Genomic DNA, 15,662 nt, shown 5'->3' on the forward strand with positions numbered 1-15,662 from the left:
CATGTACAATCTTGCTTCCTCTAAATCCTGACTTGTCTATGAGCATGGATGCTCCACCTATTTGGTACCCAACCCCAATGTTCTCACTCCCACAATAAGTACATTTTTGTATGAAGGTTTTATCTCCCATCTTTAGGTTCTCCTTTCTTTATACGTTGTTATCAGAACACACAGGCAGCTATGTTTGTTTATTCCCACTGAGTTATTGTGCTTTTGTCAGCTTGGACATCACATAAATCTCTTCCTTATCTGCATCATAGGCTCCGATCATCTTTTTACATCCGGTTAAATAATAACCCACACTAATAAAATCACCCTTCCCTGCGACTTCTCTTTTCTCAATTTTGCTGCATTCCGTCTTAGACTTTCCTTTATGATTTCCACCATAGCTTATCCCTTGAGTTATCATAGGTGTATTGGATAATTTCGCCCTTATAATAAGGCTCAACACCAAAATCAGTACTTGAAATGTTCTGCGAGCAAAAACAAAGGGAAAAAGTCCCTCTATTTTTGCTCACAGCAGGAGATTTCAGTAATTATAGGGCATTACTCCCTCAAATTTCCCCGGTTAGGACCTCCTGGGGTGCTTTAGAGGGAGGAATTCCCTCTATTTTCAAAATAACAAGGAATCGAACAAAATTAGAGGGAGATTTTCCCTTTCATTCTGTCATATCTCCATCTCACAGGCTCTTTCCCTTGCACGGCGAGGTGTTGTACCGGAAACCAGACGCATGTTAAAGCGGGCATAGGAAGGGAGGTAACCGTGCGCGGTTTTCGGCTGGAAAGCAAGAACTGATTTTGAGATAGAGCCTATAATAAAGATCATTTAATATTGGCTCTCCTTCAATGGTGTAGCTGGTAATTCTTATTTTATTTTTTTGACCGTTTTCTACATCCTTCATAAATCCATCTATTTTGTCAGGGTTTATTTCACCCGGAGGTCCTGTAATAATATCCCCATTCTTTTTGGCATCTTCCAAAGAATAGGAATTGCACCCTGTAACAGCTAGAGCACAAAGTAACAGTATAAATGGCTTTATCAAAGCGGACCCCCCCTTCTCTAATTATCTTCCATTTAAAACAAGCCTTGTAAAAAAGAACCCAATCACAGCACCCAAAGTATTTAATATAATGTCATCCACATCAAAACTACCTACCCGTGTCAACAGTTGAACAAGTTCTACTAAAAATAAGATTGCCGCTGCTGCTCCAATAAAGATAAAGATCTTCCCTAATCTTTGGTTAAGTACGGGCATGAATAATCCCATAGGAATAAACAATACAATATTTCCAAATAAGTTCTTTACCCAGGTGTCAAAATTAAAATGTTCTCGGTGTATTATGTATTGCTTAATGGTTTTCATCGGTACCAGATTGTAAGAATACCCAAAATGAGGTCTTAAAAAGAGTAATTTGATCATGAATAAAACATAGACTATGCCCATCATCAAAAATAGGATATTCAAGTTCCGGTTATTGAAATATGCCTTATCAAACATCTAGGTTAACTCCTTTAATATTCACTTCATAACTTTTTTCGCTTCTCTATCCATTCAATATTAATCCACTAATTCCTGCTGTTCCAGCATATGCAAAAAAAGATCAGAACTATATCTGATCTTTCAGAAGTCCAGTATATTCACCAGAATCGTGATGACCGGTCGCAGAGGCTTAGAAGAAGTGTCGTTTACTTCTGCTGCCCCCGAAGAAGCAAGTTCAGCAGGGACTTGGAACAACACATATTTCCGGGTCCACATTTGGCTCTCCACGATGGCAGTTCTGTTGTTTCTATCCTCAAAAATATAACCGGAACCCAGTTGCTCCTTAAACCTCCACTGGCGCTGTTCCATCGCAAGGATCAGCTTCCGGCTTCCTTCCCCTTGGTTCCCCCGATACACGTACCACTCTGCCCCTTTGTGCGCAGAGCAGCTTATGCGCTCGTAAGAATAATCGGCTTTCCTTTTGTGACGATAATGGTATGCTCATACTGGGCTACCCTGCTGTTGTCCGTTACACTAAGTGTCCATCCATCACTCTGCTGCTCCACATAATCCGCCCCGGTGGACAGGAATGGCTCTACCGTTATCACCTGGCCTTCCTTCAATACGGTAGTTACCCGCGGATTATAAAATGGCAGGATTTCATACGGCTTCTCATGAAGTGACTTGCCGATTCCATGGCTGCACAGGTTGCGTATGACTTTATAGCCGCGTTTCCGGGCTTCCATTTCCATCACTCTGCCAATCTCATTGACCTTCATGCCTGCCCGGAGGTGATTAATCACGCTCATCATGGTTTCCTCAGTGCTGCGGCATAAGTGCAGAATGTCGTCATTATAAGGGGGCAGTTGAAAAGAAACTCCCGCGTCCCCGTAATAACCGTTCAGCTCAGCGGAAACATCAATATTGATCAGGTCACCCGCATTAATGACTCTGGAACCCGGAATACCATGAGCTGCCTCTTCATTAACACTGATACAGGTGGCACCCGGGAAATTGTACGTTACTTTCGGAGCTGAATTAGCGCCAAAATGCTCCAGTATTTTTGCCCCCACCCTATCGAGCTCTGCTGTAGTCATGCCGGGGGTTACCGCTTTTTTCATCTCGGCAATAGTGTGGCCTACCACTTTCCCGGCGGCTTTTAACCCCTCTAAATCCTTCGGTGTATCGCTAGTCATCTGCTCACGTTCCTCTCGCTTCTAGTGCATTATCCCATAACCAGTATATGCTCAAGTTTCCAGACGTCCTCATTTGTCTCTTATGTATAATTTGCTCTCGCTATAATTTCACTTATTCACCTTCTGAAAAACAGCGCCGTCCCACCGATAAACATCTTCTGCCTGCTTGCCCACTGCGTTATCGTAATAACGGATTCTGAAGCCGTGCTCATTGGCCTTCTCGAGATTTACGGAATATCTGTCAGGACTGCTGATAAAGAGCTCAGGTCCAGGCTTGATGCTTAATTCCTCAATATCATAATCCTTTCGAATCGTAAAAAGCCTATAAAAGTTACCGTTGCTTGATCCATACTGCCCAATGGTAAAGTCGAGGCTGCCGTCCCCGTTATAATCATCGAACCGGATCTGAAAAAAATCATTGAAGCTCAGCTCATCCGTAAAATGGCCGCTCAATGAAAAAGCGTTTAAAGTTTTACCTAGCTCATCTGTTACAACGAGCTGAAAATGCCCCCTCCAGCTTCTTCCCCCTAACGGGCCTGGGGTAGCCCATTCCTCGCTGTACTGTCCCTCAAGCAGTTGCAGATTTAAGAAAACCACTTTGTTTGTTAAGGGATACAGCTCATTGCGGGAGATTGTTACCGGACCGGAGACCTTGACAGAAGCTTCCGCTGGCTCTCTCTCGTCAGTGCTGGAAGAAACGGGTACTCCGTATACGAACTCCCTTAGCTTGTCGGCGTTTTTTGCGGGTATTGTATAGCCACGGCCGGTATTTTCAAATGAAACAAGCATCCCTGGATTGCCCCATTCCTCCCCTAAAGCCAAATCATAATCTTCTGTGTAACCATCACCATAAATCAGCTTCATATCAAAATCTGCCCCGTAATCAAGCTCACCCATTATTCTTTTACTTTTGTTCATGGCTTCTGATAGGTCAAAGTAACCTCATTGATCCACTTCGCGTTAATATAGCCAAAGGAGTTCTGACATCCGCTTAGCACAATGGTCAAAAGTATAGATACGATTAGAATAAATTTCCTAATAGTAACCGCCTCCCACTACATCCTCTTCATCAATTATAACAGCCTCAGGAAGCATAGAGAAATGTCATAAGAAACACGCATAAAAAAAGACTAAAACCCGCGGTAGAGAACGGTTTCAGTCTTTTGTAAGCTTAGCTTATTGCGCCTACAGTTCTCAGCCAGGCATCGGCAATAAGAGCATGACCTGCCGGGGAGGGATGCACACCGTCCGGTGCCCAATAAGCCGGTTCAGCCTTTACGGACGCCGCTGCGAACAGACCATCAAGAGGAACAAGCAGCGCACCATATTCACGCGCCATCTCGCGAACGATATGTATTTTTGGATCAAGATCCCGGCGCCAGCCCTTGCGGTCTTCCGGTACAGGCAGAACGAACGGCTCCACAAGTACCAGCTTGGCATCGAGCGATTTCCGGGTGCGCTCAATCAAATCGCGGTAGGAGGCTTCGAACTGATCCGGCGTGATTTCCTCACCGGAATCAAAGCGGCGCCACGTATCGTTAATACCGATGTAAATGGATACCCAGGTCGGCTTCAGATCAAGACAGTCCTGATCCCAGCGTCCCTGCAAATCCACTGCACGGTTGCCGCTGATGCCCCGGTTAATAAACGTAAGATTCTTCTCCGGAAAGAGCTGCCCAAGGCGTCCGGCAATCATTAAGGCATAGCCCTCGCCAAGTGATGAAGGGTCGCCGTAATTACGTCCGCAATCCGTGATACTGTCGCCTTGAAACAGCACGACGTCATTTGGATTAAAACCCATTGGTGAAATCCTCCCCAAAAATCAAGTTAGTAAAAACATGTCCGTATTATACCAAAATTAAGCTCCTCGCAACACTTTCTTGGCCACATACACAGGTTTCCTTAGCGTGTATTACATCATTGACGACAAAAATAAACTATGTTATATTGAGCAAGTAACTAATAGTAAGTTTATTTATTAATATCACTTATTTATGATCAACCATTAAAATAAAACGTGGAGGCTAAAAACATGAGTACTTTTACAGAATTGGTTCAATCCCGCAGATCGGCAATGAATTTTGTGGAGGGTATCCGAATCCCTCAAAATGAACTGGAGGAAATGTTCTCGTATGCCCGCCTGGCACCCTCCGCCTATAACCTGCAACATGCACAATACAAGGTTATTGCCGACGGGAATTTAAAAGAAGAGATTCGGAACGGAGCCTACGGACAATATAAGATTCACTCGGCCTCCGCAGTTATCGTAGTGCTTGGAGATATGCATGCGTATCTGCAGGCTCCTGAAATCTATAGTGGACTTAGAATGCTGGGGGCCATGACACAGGAGCAGTATGACGCACAGATTGAATCAATAAACAGCGCCTACATAGGAAATGAAACTTTTCAGCGTGAAGATGCCATACGTAACGCCTCCCTGTCTGCCATGCAGTTTATGCTGATTGCCAAGGACAAGGGCTGGGATACATGCCCGATGATCGGCTTTGATCCGGAAGCCATTAAAGCGACCTTGCAGCTGCCCGAGAACTTAGTCCCCGTCATGCTGATTACGATCGGCAAAGATAACAAGCACAATATCAGACCACGCGGTTACCGTAAGCCGGTTAACGAATTCGTTGAATTTATCGGTGTATAAGACCAAAAAAGCTGTCTACCCGGCATTACATGTCGGATGGACAGCTTTTATAATTATTTATTGGGCCTCATTTGCTTTAGCTGCCTAATACCGGGTTGACTATTTGGCATATTGCAAAATAGCGATTGCCGCACGTTCCCGCCGCTCTGTATCACCGCTTCGCAAAGCCTCTTTCAAGACCTGAAGCGCTTCTTCTATTGTTATATCATCCACATGAACTGACCTTTCTGTAATCGGTGCACTCTTCAGGAGATTCGAACTCCAGGAGTCCAGCCGGGCTCTGTCTATCGGATACTTGAACCGGGTAATCATCTGCGGCTGGGACAACAGCTCCTGAACCTCGGAATTCATTTCGGCCCGGGGTATGCGGGTCAACCAGGTTACCCCTCTGCGATGGCACATCCCGTTGTCTGGCATATCGGATGGATCATGATAGAAATAGTCGCCGAGATCTCCAAGATGAACGAAATCCTGATCGGCAACCAGCACATAATCCCCGTCCTGCATCATATGTACGAAGAGATGAACAGCCTTCAGCTGTTCCATAAGCTCCTGCTCGTTAGACTTGTAGACCTGCTCCAGTCTCGCTCTCACTTGTGCCTCTCCGATAACCTCCAAATCCCCGATCCCAGGCAGCCCTATACTTACAAAGTTATCCTCCAGAAACTCCGCGATACGCTCTATCCCCAGCGGGTTTGATTTCATTTGGAACAAATTCATTGTCATTCCTCCATCTCCCAATATGCAAAGCCCTGCTCTCCACAAAGCCGCTTGATTAAAATAATCTCTTTTGCACATGTTATCCCCCTTCGTCTTCCTTTAAATACGCGAGAAAATGTTTATAATATCCCCTGGACCGTTCAGTCACAAAGTGACCATCATTGTCGGTGTCCTCCATTAGTTTTAGTAGGTGATGACCTCCAGTATAAGGCTCCACTACGCAGGAGCGCAGCCGTGTTGCTTGTATCGCCTTCTGCGGGCAAGAGTACACACAGCGCATGCACCATATGCATTCCTGGCCGAAGGTGATTCGTTCCCCGTTTTTGTTAATATTGGATGTAGGACAGCTTCCGACACATTTCAGGCATAGCGTACAGGAGGATGCAGTCGTCAGGCCTTTTGCAAAAGACTTACCTCCATGTTTGTCTTCCATGTAATATACCGTTCTCAGAACTTTCTCCAGTACAGGATTAATCCGTAAAACCCGCGGTGTCCGGTTCAGGATTTCCTCTGTAAAGATTTCCACCTTCTCCAAAGCCGCCATATACAGTTGTTTATTCAATCGATCGTCATATTTCACAAAAAAGTTGCATGGCATCGCCAGGATGGAATTATGAAAGGCTTCGTAGCCTTTATCACGCAAGTGACGAAGAATCGTGTTCGAAGCGCCGTAATTTACGTAGTGAGGGGAGGATGCAGTTTTGAATACAAAAGCAGGCGTCCCGCAGCTCTCTGGCAGTTGCTCTACAAAACGTTCCACAATGCCGGAGGCACCAAATCCAAGGACAGGGTGACCAATGCCAATAAGACCATAGGTACCATACTCTACTGACCGTTTGCCTTTGAGTATGTCCTCAATTCTAAACAGCTCCACACCTTGATTTCTCCGCTTGAACGCATCCTTGAACCGTTTGGCAATAATCTCTGTGTTGCCTGTACCGGAGAAATAGAACATAGCCGTCTTCCGATCCTGCATCCTGCTCCCTCCTTAAAGCTTTCCTGAATGAATAACTAAATTTTACATTCCCGCTACCATTGAGTGCTGTGATAAAAAACAAAGGATAAAGCAGTTATTAAGCGCTTTCATGAGAAATAGGCGAATAAGCCCTCCAAATTTAAGCAATTTGCGTTTTTACTATTCGGAGGAATCGGAGTATAGTGTACTTATCAACACAAGGATAATTACTCTACTAGAAGGAAAGCTTAACCGGCAGGTAAAATCTATTCGGGAAGCAATCTTTAGTAGAAGAAGTCCTGGTGATTGAGACTATATCTTTTATCCTGACGGTAAAAATTTCAAATCATCTTTCTAACGAAATGGTAAGAGCTTCTTAAAGCTCAAATGATGAACTTATCAACCCTATCGTAAATAGAGGATGAGACGGGAAAATTTATCGGATAGGATAGGCAGCAGTTAGGCCACCTCGGACGATTTCTATCGAAAGAGTGCTAAGGATAGGAAAAGGAGTCTGAGAAGAACATGGGTATAGTGAGAACAACGTAAACCCCTACTATTGATGAAATTATCAATAATAGGGGTTTTACGTGTGTCCGGACGTATTCCTATAAAAGCTACAGATTCACTCTTTGAACCCTCAACATTTGATTGGCTCCCTTTTGAAATTCATAGGGAACCTTTATTTCTTCGGCGCTCCAGCCTTGACTGACAATGAAATCAAGCAGGCGATCCAAGTGTTCATATCTTTTGCAGGATAGATCCACCAAAGGAAAAATACGAATTTCTTCCCTCGTCACACGCATCAGCTCCAGCAGGGTCCCTTCATGAAACTCATAATCCAGACGATCGCCGTACGTCAATGACTCCCGACTAAAGTCGCGAGCTTGTAACGACCCAATAGTCCAAGCGGCGGTAGACGCCTCCTATCTTTTTTCGCTTGGTACACGCGTGGTGTTACATCTGTAAGCTAAGGCTTACGCGGGAAGATTGACAGCTCCCCAGCGGCGAAAGCGCTGCTTACGCCGTTTCTTCAGCGATGTACTGGATTCCAAGGCGCTGAAGATTCATGCCGCCAATGCGGTCATCGTTCGATTGATAACGGCAATTTTGGCAGCAAAACAGATGTTTCTTTTTATTGCGGTTTTCTTTGGCCGTGTGCCCGCACATCGGACACGTTTGCGAGGTGTATTTGGGATCGACGGCGATCACTTTGGCCCCCCTCAACTGGGCTTTGTACGTGATCATCTGGCGAAGCTGATAAAAGGCCCACGATACCGTTTGATAGCGCTGGTGGATATGCACACGCTCAGTCGCCTGGCGGACGCCTGTTAACTCTTCAAGTACAAACAGCGTGTTTTTGCCGTAAGAATCGACGAGTGCCTTTGATACCGAATGATTAACATCCGACATCCAACGGTTTTCTCGTTGACCGATTTGTTTGAGGCGTCGGCGCGCAGAAGGCGTTTGTTTTTGCTGAAGCTGTTTACGCAGCGCTTTAAAATGAGCACGTTTGTGCTTGGCTTTGCGGCCGTTAAAAAATAATGTTTTTCTTTTCGAATCAAACGTTGTGGCTAAAAAATTCACTCCTAAATCGACACCGACGACTTCGCGAATGGCGGAAAGTTCCGCTTCCTGAGCCTCTTTAGTCATTGGAATATGCAAAAAGAATTTGCCGTGTTTGTAAACGAGCTTCGCGGTGCCAAATGACCATTTCCCGCGAAAGTAGTGTTCCATACCCTTCGTTTCAAACGGCACTTTGATCCGTCCTTCCAACGTATTGACGGAAAATAACCCTTTCACCAGCGAATAATCGCGGTTCCAAACCAGGTCATACTCAGGACGTTTAAACTTGACACGTGTCCAAGGATGCCCGTTGCTTTGATTGGTTTTGTAGCGGGCGATGACGGTTTTCATCACCGATTGGGCCATTTGCGATTTAAGTCCCCAATCTTCACGCAGCACTTCGTAGGTCAGGCGGTGCAGCACAGGCTGCTGAAGCAGATGCGTCAAAAAGACCGTTTCTGACACCGCATTACATCCTGCGCGGTATGCCGAAAAGGTTCGCAACAATTTCTGTTGTTGCTCTTCGGTGGGAATGATTTTAAGTTTTGCAGTTACTGTGAGCTGCATGATTTTCCTCCTTTCTCTTTAATAATAACAGTATACTCTTATTTTTCAGTAAAAAATAAGAGCCTAAGAACAAAAATAGCGATCTCCTCCCATGACTAAAGTCACGGGTCTCCGATCGCTTAAGATGATGAACAGAAAGTGAGCCGACAGGGTCAGGTCAAAGGCTTGATCAGGAAACGGCAGCTTAGGCAGGACTACTGGAACATAACGCTCGGGTGTTGCCAACCTATCCTTTGTGCTATCTGTAAGTGCCTCTGTTCTTACCTTTTTCAGACCCTCAATCGATTTGAAGTAATCCCACAGAAAGTTATCCTGTACCTTGTCCAGCTGAAGCATGGCATGCTCAATATCCTGAGCGCCCTTTTCGGCAAGTTTGTCAGCAGAGTGGTAATAGGCAATATCAGCCGCAGTTACTTCACCGCCGAGATGATTCGCTATAGCTGTAAAAGAACAGGCGCCCGATGGGCAATCGAGAATCCTCCGGCCTGCCAATTCCCCCGGCTCCAGGTTAAACATCATCATATATTCATCAAAAGTCCTGCCAATAAAAACAATCCGGTCCAAATCCAGCTTCGCCTCTGCACCGCTCATCTCATTCACACTCCTTTTGTCAATGTCTCTGCACAAACTCTTCCAGCTTACCCCATGCACCTAATACGTTCTGTTAAGTCGAGTTGTCCCAAATAATTGTATTACAGCAAAAATTTGTATCCCTTTCCCTCTTCTCCGCTGCAAGCACTATAAGTATACATCGTTCCCGACATCGGTAAAACCTTCAACTCGAAGTCTTAGTTTTATAGAGGAGCTTTAGGCTGAGATCCGTTTATAAAAAAACAGTCCAGTACGCAAAAATAGCGTTCTGGACATTTATTAGTCACTAATCAAGTTTCTTTATAACAACAGAGGCGTTTACGTTTGCTTGCGTACCACCGGCCAAAGTCTGAAGGGTGACCGCAGCAGCTGAACTATGGTTCCGCAGAGTCAGAACATCACCGGATGCCAGGGAAATTATAGCCTGCCCATTGTTTTGCTGAGTCCCGGCACCTGAACCGTAGACGGTTCCTGGGACAAGGGCACCATTCCGAAAGAGTGCAAATTGATTAGGTTCTGCACCTGACACTGAAAAAGTAACCTCATAGACACCAGCATCGGTAACTGCAATCGGAGCGGTTCCTGGGGCGTGCGTGATTCCAGGTGTCAAGAATCCATTGGTATCAAAAGTAACATCTGCCTCGATCGGAACTACCTGCGCTCCTAAGTTGTAAATGTACGCAAACTGGGATAATCCATTCGGGGCACCTGTCGCTCCTGTCGCTCCTGTCGCACCAGTTGGCCCAGTAGCTCCTGTGGCTCCTGTGGCTCCTGTAGGTCCTGCGGGTCCTGTAGGTCCTGCGGGTCCTGCGGGTCCTGTGGCACCTGTGGCTCCTACTGGTCCTGCTGGCCCTGCTGGTCCTATTGGTCCCGCTGGCCCCGTTGCTCCTGCTGGTCCTACTGGTCCTATTGCTCCTGGAGCTCCTACTGGTCCTGCGGCTCCTATTGGTCCCGCTGGCCCTGTAGCTCCTGCGGGTCCCACTGGTCCTGTAGCTCCTGCGGGTCCCACTGGTCCTGTGAGACCTATTGGTCCTGCTGGCCCAGTGAGTCCTGCTGCACCAATACCGCCTATTGCACCGGCAGCACCTGCTGCACCTAATGCTCCTGTGGCACCTAAAGCTCCAGTAGCACCTAATGCTCCAGTAGCGCCCAATGCTCCAGTAGCACCTAAAGCACCAGCAGCACCGGCTGCACCTAGTGCTCCCGCAGCACCGGCTGCACCTAATGCTCCCGCAGCACCGGCTGCACCTAATGCTCCCGTAGCACCGGCTGCACCTAGTGCTCCCGCAGCACCGGCTGCACCTAATGCTCCCGCAGCACCTGCTGCACCTGCTGCACCTAAAGCTCCGGCTGCACCCGCTGCTAGAGCCTCCTGTGGAATTGTAACACGCACAATTTGCTTTTTGACGATTATTTCCTTACAACAACATTTGTTCTCTGTAGGGCATTTTCTCTTCAAATGCTTTTTTTTCTTCAAAGGATGAACAAGTTTTTTGCGGCACTTTTTTCGCTTCTGTTCAAGACAACCCATATCAAACACCTCCATCTGGACCTTTTGTATACTACTCCATTTACCTATTGGAGGCATGGACATTTGTCTTGTAGATGTTTAACTATTTTTTCCATAATAGAACTATTACGGATTTGACCACAAATAAAAAAGACTGTTCACCACGGAAAATTCTCCGCACGGTGAACAGCCTTTTATTTGAATCAAGAAGTGAGGGCTTCCAGCCTACTGCGGAGAGGTATAGCGGCTATACTGAATATCCATTTCTTCGAACGAGTCCCCTTCTTGCTTCAGAAAAAATGTATTGACTCCCTCCGCTCCCCGCCAATTCAACCCAAGAAGCAGACCTTTAGAAGTTTCAGCTGCGAAAAGAATGGAGAACATCTCCGGTGTTACTACACCGCCGTCGTCTACCCGCCATACCGAATTTTCATCATCCTGTATCACAGCGGGATAATCCTTAAAGGTAAACCCGTTCCCTTTTTTAAGAACAAGGCTGAATAACATGTCTTTGCCCTGTCTCACGAATTGTACGAGATACAGCTGCCGGTCCGCAGACAGTTCAGCAAGCTTCCATATTTGCTTGATTTCACGCTTTTTACCAGCTTTAATATCACTGCGCACACTTTCCTCTATTGCTGACGGTTCTTGATTAACAGCTGCTGGCTCTATAAGCAAAAGCGACTGGAGATTGAATTCCGCACGATCCGTCAGATAGTAGGTCTCATCCGGAACAGCACTGCCTTCCTCCAGCGTGAAAAGAAAACCTGGCAGGTTAGCGAAATTGCTGGATAACTCTCTGCCGTTGTTGTTCTCATTCCCGCCTTGCCACTTCTCAAATTTGACAGAGAGAACGTTGCCGCTATCACCTATGGCCGTGTTAAGCAGCGCCATTTCATTCCGTTCCCCTTGATCATCTCTGGTAATGAGAATGTGCTTGCCTTCCCCGTCCGCAAACCCAAAAGTCGACTGCAGCTTCCCTGTCTCCAGATAAGCTGACACCGGCGCAGCAGTTGCTGGCAGAGAGGGTACCGGACTGGGGTCTGCCGGAGCAGTCTGTGAGGACTCCAAACTCTGCTGTGGCAATGCGTCAGGATTATTGTTCTGATCATTCGGTGTGTACTGATCCGAGCATCCCGCCAGTATAAGGACAATTAGAAAAATCCCCATGAGTTTACTCATTCTCATTCCTCCTGGATAAATTTAAAATATCCCCATGCTAAGGTATCGTTCCCCAGTATCCGGAGCCACACAAAGCACACGTTTACCGGGTCCGAGACGACGAGCCTCCTGTAATGCAGTCCATACCGCAGCTCCCCCCGACGGGCCGATCAGGATGCCTTCCCGGGCCGCCATCGCTCTGGCGGTTTCCAGCGCAGCTTCATCAGATACCTGAACAATCTCATCATATACCTTCGTGTTAAGTATGGCAGGCACAAAGCCCGGACTCGTCCCCACAAGCTTATGCGGACCGGGCACACCGCCTGACAGTACCGGTGATCCCTGCGGCTCCACCACCAGAATACGAATCCCCGGCAACCGCTCACGCAGTACCTCCCCTGTACCTGTAATCGTGCCCCCCGTACCCGATGTGGCTATGAATACGTCCAGCTTTCCTTCCATCTGCTCCAATATCTCAACAGCTGTCGTCGTCCGGTCGATATCAGGATTTGCCTTGTTCTCGAACTGCTGCGGAATAAAGCTGTTCTTTATCTCCTGCCCGAGCTCCACAGCCTTGGCAATGGCACCAGGCATACGCTCTGCTGCAGGGGTCAGCACGACTTCAGCCCCGTACGCTTTTAGAATATTAATTCGTTCCTTTGTCATATTATCAGGCATCACAAGAATGGCTCGATAGCCCTTGGCAGCCGCATTCATGGCCAGCCCTATTCCCGTATTACCGCTGGTCGGTTCGATAATGGTTCCGCCCGGTTTCAATAATCCGTCCTCTTCAGCTTTAAGTATCAGATTATACGCAGCACGGTCCTTAACACTGCCACTGGGGTTGAAGTACTCCAGCTTAACATATAGTTCAGCATCGCCGGGTCCGGTTAACCGGTTCAGACGTACAACCGGCGTATCCCCGATCAGCTCTGTGATATTATTGACTACTTTGTGCGGCATGAAGAGCCTCCTTCTCCAGTTAACTTAAGAACCATTGTACCTTGGCCAAGGTCTCCTGTCGTTATGTAACACTATTTCCCTTTAAAAATCAAAATCCCCGCAATAATAACGCCCACACCGGCGAGCTTGTTCCATTGAAGCGGCGTCTTCTCAGCACCGAACAAGCCAAAGCTGTCGATAATCAACGCAAAAATCAGCTGTGCCACAAGAACAAATGCGACCGAATAAGCTGTCCCAAGACGGCCCATCCCCTGCATGACAGAGAACACAATGAGCACCCCAAGGGCGCCTCCGATCATGTAGCCTTTATTAACCGTCTGAAACTGTCCAAGATTCCCGTCACGGATAAATAAATAGATAATAAATGAAACAATAAATCCAGAGCCGTGAACAAAGGAATTCGTTACCCAAAAGCCCACCTTGTCACCCAATCTTGTGTTTATCGCCCCTTGAATTGCAATGACCATCCCTGCTAACAGGGAATACAAAATACCAACCATTTCGTCCTCCAGTCTCTCCGGCACACAGGGTCAGGCTATTCATACAGATTACCATTGGCCAGCTCTGCCAGTTTGCCTTCTTGCAGCACAATCAGGCGTCCGCGCTTTCTTTCTATAATGCCTTCCTCTATAAATCTCCGTACAATCCGGTTAAGATGCCTGTAGCTCGTTCCCAGCAGCTCTGCCGTCTCGGTTAAGGTGGAGGTGCGAATCTCCTCTAAATGCCTCCCATCACCCGGGTCTGATAATAAAGAAAGCAAATAACTGGCGAACCGGTTCTCTACCGGATAAAGCAGATTAAGCGCGGAGGATTGACCCAGTGTATAGAGCTTATGGCTCAGTTCCCCCACCAGAAAGCGCAGAAAGCTCACATTCTCCTGGAGCTCCTTGAACAGCAGTTTCCTTCCCGCTACCAGCAGCAAGCTTGGGCCGACGGACTCCACCTGATTTTTGACCGGATACTGGCGAAGCAGCTCGACATCCCCAATAATCGACGCTGGCTTTGCGAACCTTACCAGCATGGATTTCCCGTTCGGGAGCAGCGTATGGATTTTCAGCTTTCCTTCCACCAGCACGAATAATCCATCCAGCACATCCCCCACCAAACATACAGCCTCTCCATCCTCGTAACGCCGCAGTTCCATCTCCTGGATAACATCCGTACTAAAAATCCCGCCCAGGCCGTTCCTCTCCGCTAAATTACTGGCGCATTCACGGTCGTATATGATCTGCATATCCGGTGTCCTCCCATGCTTGCTACAGTGTAAAATAGAATGCCCCGATAAAAAAGGACATATGTCCCGAATCTCCAAATCCCCTGCTTTCCATAGACCGCTTATTGCTGAAAATAATCCGTCAGCGCTTTCTGCGCCCGGAACTCGGATACGTTAAAGGACGGCCAGCTTCTTTCCACCTGTGCCGTGTCCCACCATTGATTACGCAGGAATTCATCCAGTATCCCGTTCTCCTTCCGGCTGAACTTTATGAGCAGGGGTGTAGCATCTGAGGATAAACTGCCCAAGTATCCGGCATCGACGTTCCCGCTGGCCTCATATCGCTCAATGTTCTTGCCGGCGATCATTACGTCCATATTGACATAGTTCATGATGACATACGATGCCAATCCCAGAACGATATAATAACGGCCCAGGGGAAGCTTCTGAAAATGAATGCGAAGACCGGCAATCATAAGCAGCACGGCCAGAAAAATCATAAAGGCATGAACCAGAAACCGGATATAAGTATATCCGTAAGCTTCTTCATATAGATTTAGACGAGTGAAAGCGGAATAAAGCATCACCATTGAGCAGCCAACCATAACATAAAGCAGGACGTTAATAATCCTGTGCAGCAGTCCTGTACCCTTTTGCCCAAGCAGCAAAGTACTCATCAGAAGGACAAAATTAATGCCCGTAACCATAATCAACTCAAAAAATCCGCTCCGCGCATAATCCGCATAAGAGCTTCCTTCCGGCAGAATGCCTTCCCACGCGCCAAACAAATACGAGAACTGCACCATCACAAAGAGCACGTATACCGCGTTAACTGCAAATAAAATCGTTGCTGCAATGATCGGGTCCAGCTTAAAAGTGGCGGTTGGCTCCAGAGGATTCACGCCTTGCTTGCGAGTCATTTCCTCAGGTTGATGAGGATTCACAAAGCCCCATACATATCCGAAAAAGCCTATCCCGAATAATATTGTCCACAGGATGCGGATAAACCCCTCGCCGAACGAAATCCGGTTCAACCAGCCGCGCCGTCGGAGTCAGGTTCCCCCTTTCACGTCGTTCAGAATC

At 47.1% G+C, this 15,662-nt stretch carries 19 protein-coding genes; 1 reads left to right on the forward strand and 18 read right to left on the reverse strand.

The window, feature by feature from the left end:
• Positions 1 to 202: 202 nt before the first annotated feature.
• From PaeBR_RS16845 to PaeBR_RS16875, 7 genes are all read right to left on the reverse strand, one after another.
• Complete coding sequence (locus PaeBR_RS16845) at positions 203 to 448, reverse strand: hypothetical protein (RefSeq protein WP_410511695.1); 246 nt, start codon at positions 446 to 448, stop codon at positions 203 to 205.
• Positions 449 to 734: 286 nt separating this feature from the next.
• The gene (locus PaeBR_RS16850; protein ID WP_410511696.1) at positions 735 to 1,043 is read right to left on the reverse strand and encodes a DUF4362 domain-containing protein; all 309 of its coding nucleotides are present in this window, start codon (positions 1,041 to 1,043) and stop codon (positions 735 to 737) included.
• A gap of 21 nt (positions 1,044 to 1,064) precedes the next feature.
• Positions 1,065 to 1,499: a VanZ family protein gene (locus tag PaeBR_RS16855; RefSeq protein ID WP_410511697.1), complete on the reverse strand. Its 435-nt coding sequence runs from the start codon at positions 1,497 to 1,499 to the stop codon at positions 1,065 to 1,067.
• A gap of 123 nt (positions 1,500 to 1,622) precedes the next feature.
• Positions 1,623 to 1,898, reverse strand: a complete 276-nt coding sequence (locus PaeBR_RS16860; RefSeq protein WP_410511698.1) for a hypothetical protein — start codon at positions 1,896 to 1,898, stop codon at positions 1,623 to 1,625.
• A 32-nt stretch (positions 1,899 to 1,930) separates the two neighbouring features.
• On the reverse strand, positions 1,931 to 2,677 hold the full coding sequence (gene map / locus PaeBR_RS16865) for a type I methionyl aminopeptidase (RefSeq protein WP_410511699.1): 747 nt from the start codon (positions 2,675 to 2,677) through the stop codon (positions 1,931 to 1,933).
• A gap of 108 nt (positions 2,678 to 2,785) precedes the next feature.
• Positions 2,786 to 3,595, reverse strand: coding sequence for a hypothetical protein (locus tag PaeBR_RS16870; protein ID WP_410511700.1), 810 nt, complete (start codon positions 3,593 to 3,595; stop codon positions 2,786 to 2,788).
• Between the two features lie 253 nt (positions 3,596 to 3,848).
• Positions 3,849 to 4,478: an SGNH/GDSL hydrolase family protein gene (locus tag PaeBR_RS16875; protein WP_410511701.1), complete on the reverse strand. Its 630-nt coding sequence runs from the start codon at positions 4,476 to 4,478 to the stop codon at positions 3,849 to 3,851.
• A 231-nt stretch (positions 4,479 to 4,709) separates the two neighbouring features.
• On the opposite strand from PaeBR_RS16875, the gene PaeBR_RS16880 reads away from it, so the two are divergent.
• Positions 4,710 to 5,333, forward strand: a complete 624-nt coding sequence (locus tag PaeBR_RS16880; RefSeq protein ID WP_410511702.1) for a nitroreductase family protein — start codon at positions 4,710 to 4,712, stop codon at positions 5,331 to 5,333.
• Between the two features lie 99 nt (positions 5,334 to 5,432).
• On the opposite strand, the gene PaeBR_RS16885 is transcribed toward PaeBR_RS16880, so the two are convergent.
• The 11 genes from PaeBR_RS16885 to PaeBR_RS16935 form a co-directional block, all read right to left on the reverse strand.
• Complete coding sequence (locus tag PaeBR_RS16885) at positions 5,433 to 6,053, reverse strand: hypothetical protein (protein ID WP_410511703.1); 621 nt, start codon at positions 6,051 to 6,053, stop codon at positions 5,433 to 5,435.
• A 79-nt stretch (positions 6,054 to 6,132) separates the two neighbouring features.
• The gene (locus PaeBR_RS16890; protein WP_410511704.1) at positions 6,133 to 7,029 is read right to left on the reverse strand and encodes an EFR1 family ferrodoxin; all 897 of its coding nucleotides are present in this window, start codon (positions 7,027 to 7,029) and stop codon (positions 6,133 to 6,135) included.
• A gap of 596 nt (positions 7,030 to 7,625) precedes the next feature.
• Positions 7,626 to 7,871 carry a hypothetical protein gene (locus PaeBR_RS16895; protein WP_410511705.1) on the reverse strand — a complete coding sequence of 82 codons (246 nt, stop codon included), beginning with the start codon at positions 7,869 to 7,871 and terminating at the stop codon, positions 7,626 to 7,628.
• A 157-nt stretch (positions 7,872 to 8,028) separates the two neighbouring features.
• A complete protein-coding gene (locus PaeBR_RS16900) occupies positions 8,029 to 9,141 on the reverse strand; it encodes an RNA-guided endonuclease TnpB family protein (protein WP_410511706.1) in 1,113 nt (370 codons plus the stop codon).
• Between the two features lie 63 nt (positions 9,142 to 9,204).
• Complete coding sequence (locus tag PaeBR_RS16905) at positions 9,205 to 9,732, reverse strand: hypothetical protein (RefSeq protein WP_410511707.1); 528 nt, start codon at positions 9,730 to 9,732, stop codon at positions 9,205 to 9,207.
• A gap of 286 nt (positions 9,733 to 10,018) precedes the next feature.
• Positions 10,019 to 11,125 (reverse strand): BclA C-terminal domain-containing protein, encoded by a 1,107-nt coding sequence (locus PaeBR_RS16910; protein WP_410511708.1) that lies wholly within the window; start codon positions 11,123 to 11,125, stop codon positions 10,019 to 10,021.
• A 342-nt stretch (positions 11,126 to 11,467) separates the two neighbouring features.
• The gene (locus PaeBR_RS16915) at positions 11,468 to 12,424 is read right to left on the reverse strand and encodes a hypothetical protein (RefSeq protein ID WP_410511709.1); all 957 of its coding nucleotides are present in this window, start codon (positions 12,422 to 12,424) and stop codon (positions 11,468 to 11,470) included.
• 21 nt (positions 12,425 to 12,445) lie between these two features.
• A complete protein-coding gene (gene cysK / locus PaeBR_RS16920) occupies positions 12,446 to 13,366 on the reverse strand; it encodes a cysteine synthase A (RefSeq protein ID WP_410511710.1) in 921 nt (306 codons plus the stop codon).
• Positions 13,367 to 13,437: 71 nt separating this feature from the next.
• Positions 13,438 to 13,866, reverse strand: coding sequence for a DMT family transporter (locus PaeBR_RS16925; RefSeq protein WP_410511711.1), 429 nt, complete (start codon positions 13,864 to 13,866; stop codon positions 13,438 to 13,440).
• Between the two features lie 35 nt (positions 13,867 to 13,901).
• A complete protein-coding gene (locus tag PaeBR_RS16930; RefSeq protein WP_410511712.1) occupies positions 13,902 to 14,600 on the reverse strand; it encodes a Crp/Fnr family transcriptional regulator in 699 nt (232 codons plus the stop codon).
• Between the two features lie 101 nt (positions 14,601 to 14,701).
• Positions 14,702 to 15,613, reverse strand: a complete 912-nt coding sequence (locus PaeBR_RS16935; RefSeq protein ID WP_410511713.1) for a DUF4173 domain-containing protein — start codon at positions 15,611 to 15,613, stop codon at positions 14,702 to 14,704.
• Positions 15,614 to 15,662: the final 49 nt, after the last annotated feature.

The sequence above is a fragment of the Paenibacillus sp. BR2-3 genome, from assembly GCF_046529485.1.
Taxonomy (GTDB): Bacteria; Bacillota; Bacilli; order Paenibacillales; family Paenibacillaceae; genus Paenibacillus_AQ.

Coding starts and splice junctions, on each gene's coding strand:
- PaeBR_RS16905 (WP_410511707.1), bottom strand. CDS start 9,732: ATGAGCGGTGCAGAGGCGAAGCTGGATTTGGACCGGATTGTTTTTATT.
- PaeBR_RS16870 (WP_410511700.1), bottom strand. CDS start 3,595: ATGAACAAAAGTAAAAGAATAATGGGTGAGCTTGATTACGGGGCAGAT.
- PaeBR_RS16875 (WP_410511701.1), bottom strand. CDS start 4,478: ATGGGTTTTAATCCAAATGACGTCGTGCTGTTTCAAGGCGACAGTATC.
- PaeBR_RS16925 (WP_410511711.1), bottom strand. CDS start 13,866: ATGGTTGGTATTTTGTATTCCCTGTTAGCAGGGATGGTCATTGCAATT.
- PaeBR_RS16890 (WP_410511704.1), bottom strand. CDS start 7,029: ATGCAGGATCGGAAGACGGCTATGTTCTATTTCTCCGGTACAGGCAAC.
- PaeBR_RS16880 (WP_410511702.1), top strand. CDS start 4,710: ATGAGTACTTTTACAGAATTGGTTCAATCCCGCAGATCGGCAATGAAT.
- map (WP_410511699.1), bottom strand. CDS start 2,677: ATGACTAGCGATACACCGAAGGATTTAGAGGGGTTAAAAGCCGCCGGG.
- PaeBR_RS16900 (WP_410511706.1), bottom strand. CDS start 9,141: ATGCAGCTCACAGTAACTGCAAAACTTAAAATCATTCCCACCGAAGAG.
- PaeBR_RS16930 (WP_410511712.1), bottom strand. CDS start 14,600: ATGCAGATCATATACGACCGTGAATGCGCCAGTAATTTAGCGGAGAGG.
- PaeBR_RS16915 (WP_410511709.1), bottom strand. CDS start 12,424: ATGAGTAAACTCATGGGGATTTTTCTAATTGTCCTTATACTGGCGGGA.
- PaeBR_RS16855 (WP_410511697.1), bottom strand. CDS start 1,499: ATGTTTGATAAGGCATATTTCAATAACCGGAACTTGAATATCCTATTT.
- PaeBR_RS16885 (WP_410511703.1), bottom strand. CDS start 6,053: ATGAATTTGTTCCAAATGAAATCAAACCCGCTGGGGATAGAGCGTATC.
- cysK (WP_410511710.1), bottom strand. CDS start 13,366: ATGCCGCACAAAGTAGTCAATAATATCACAGAGCTGATCGGGGATACG.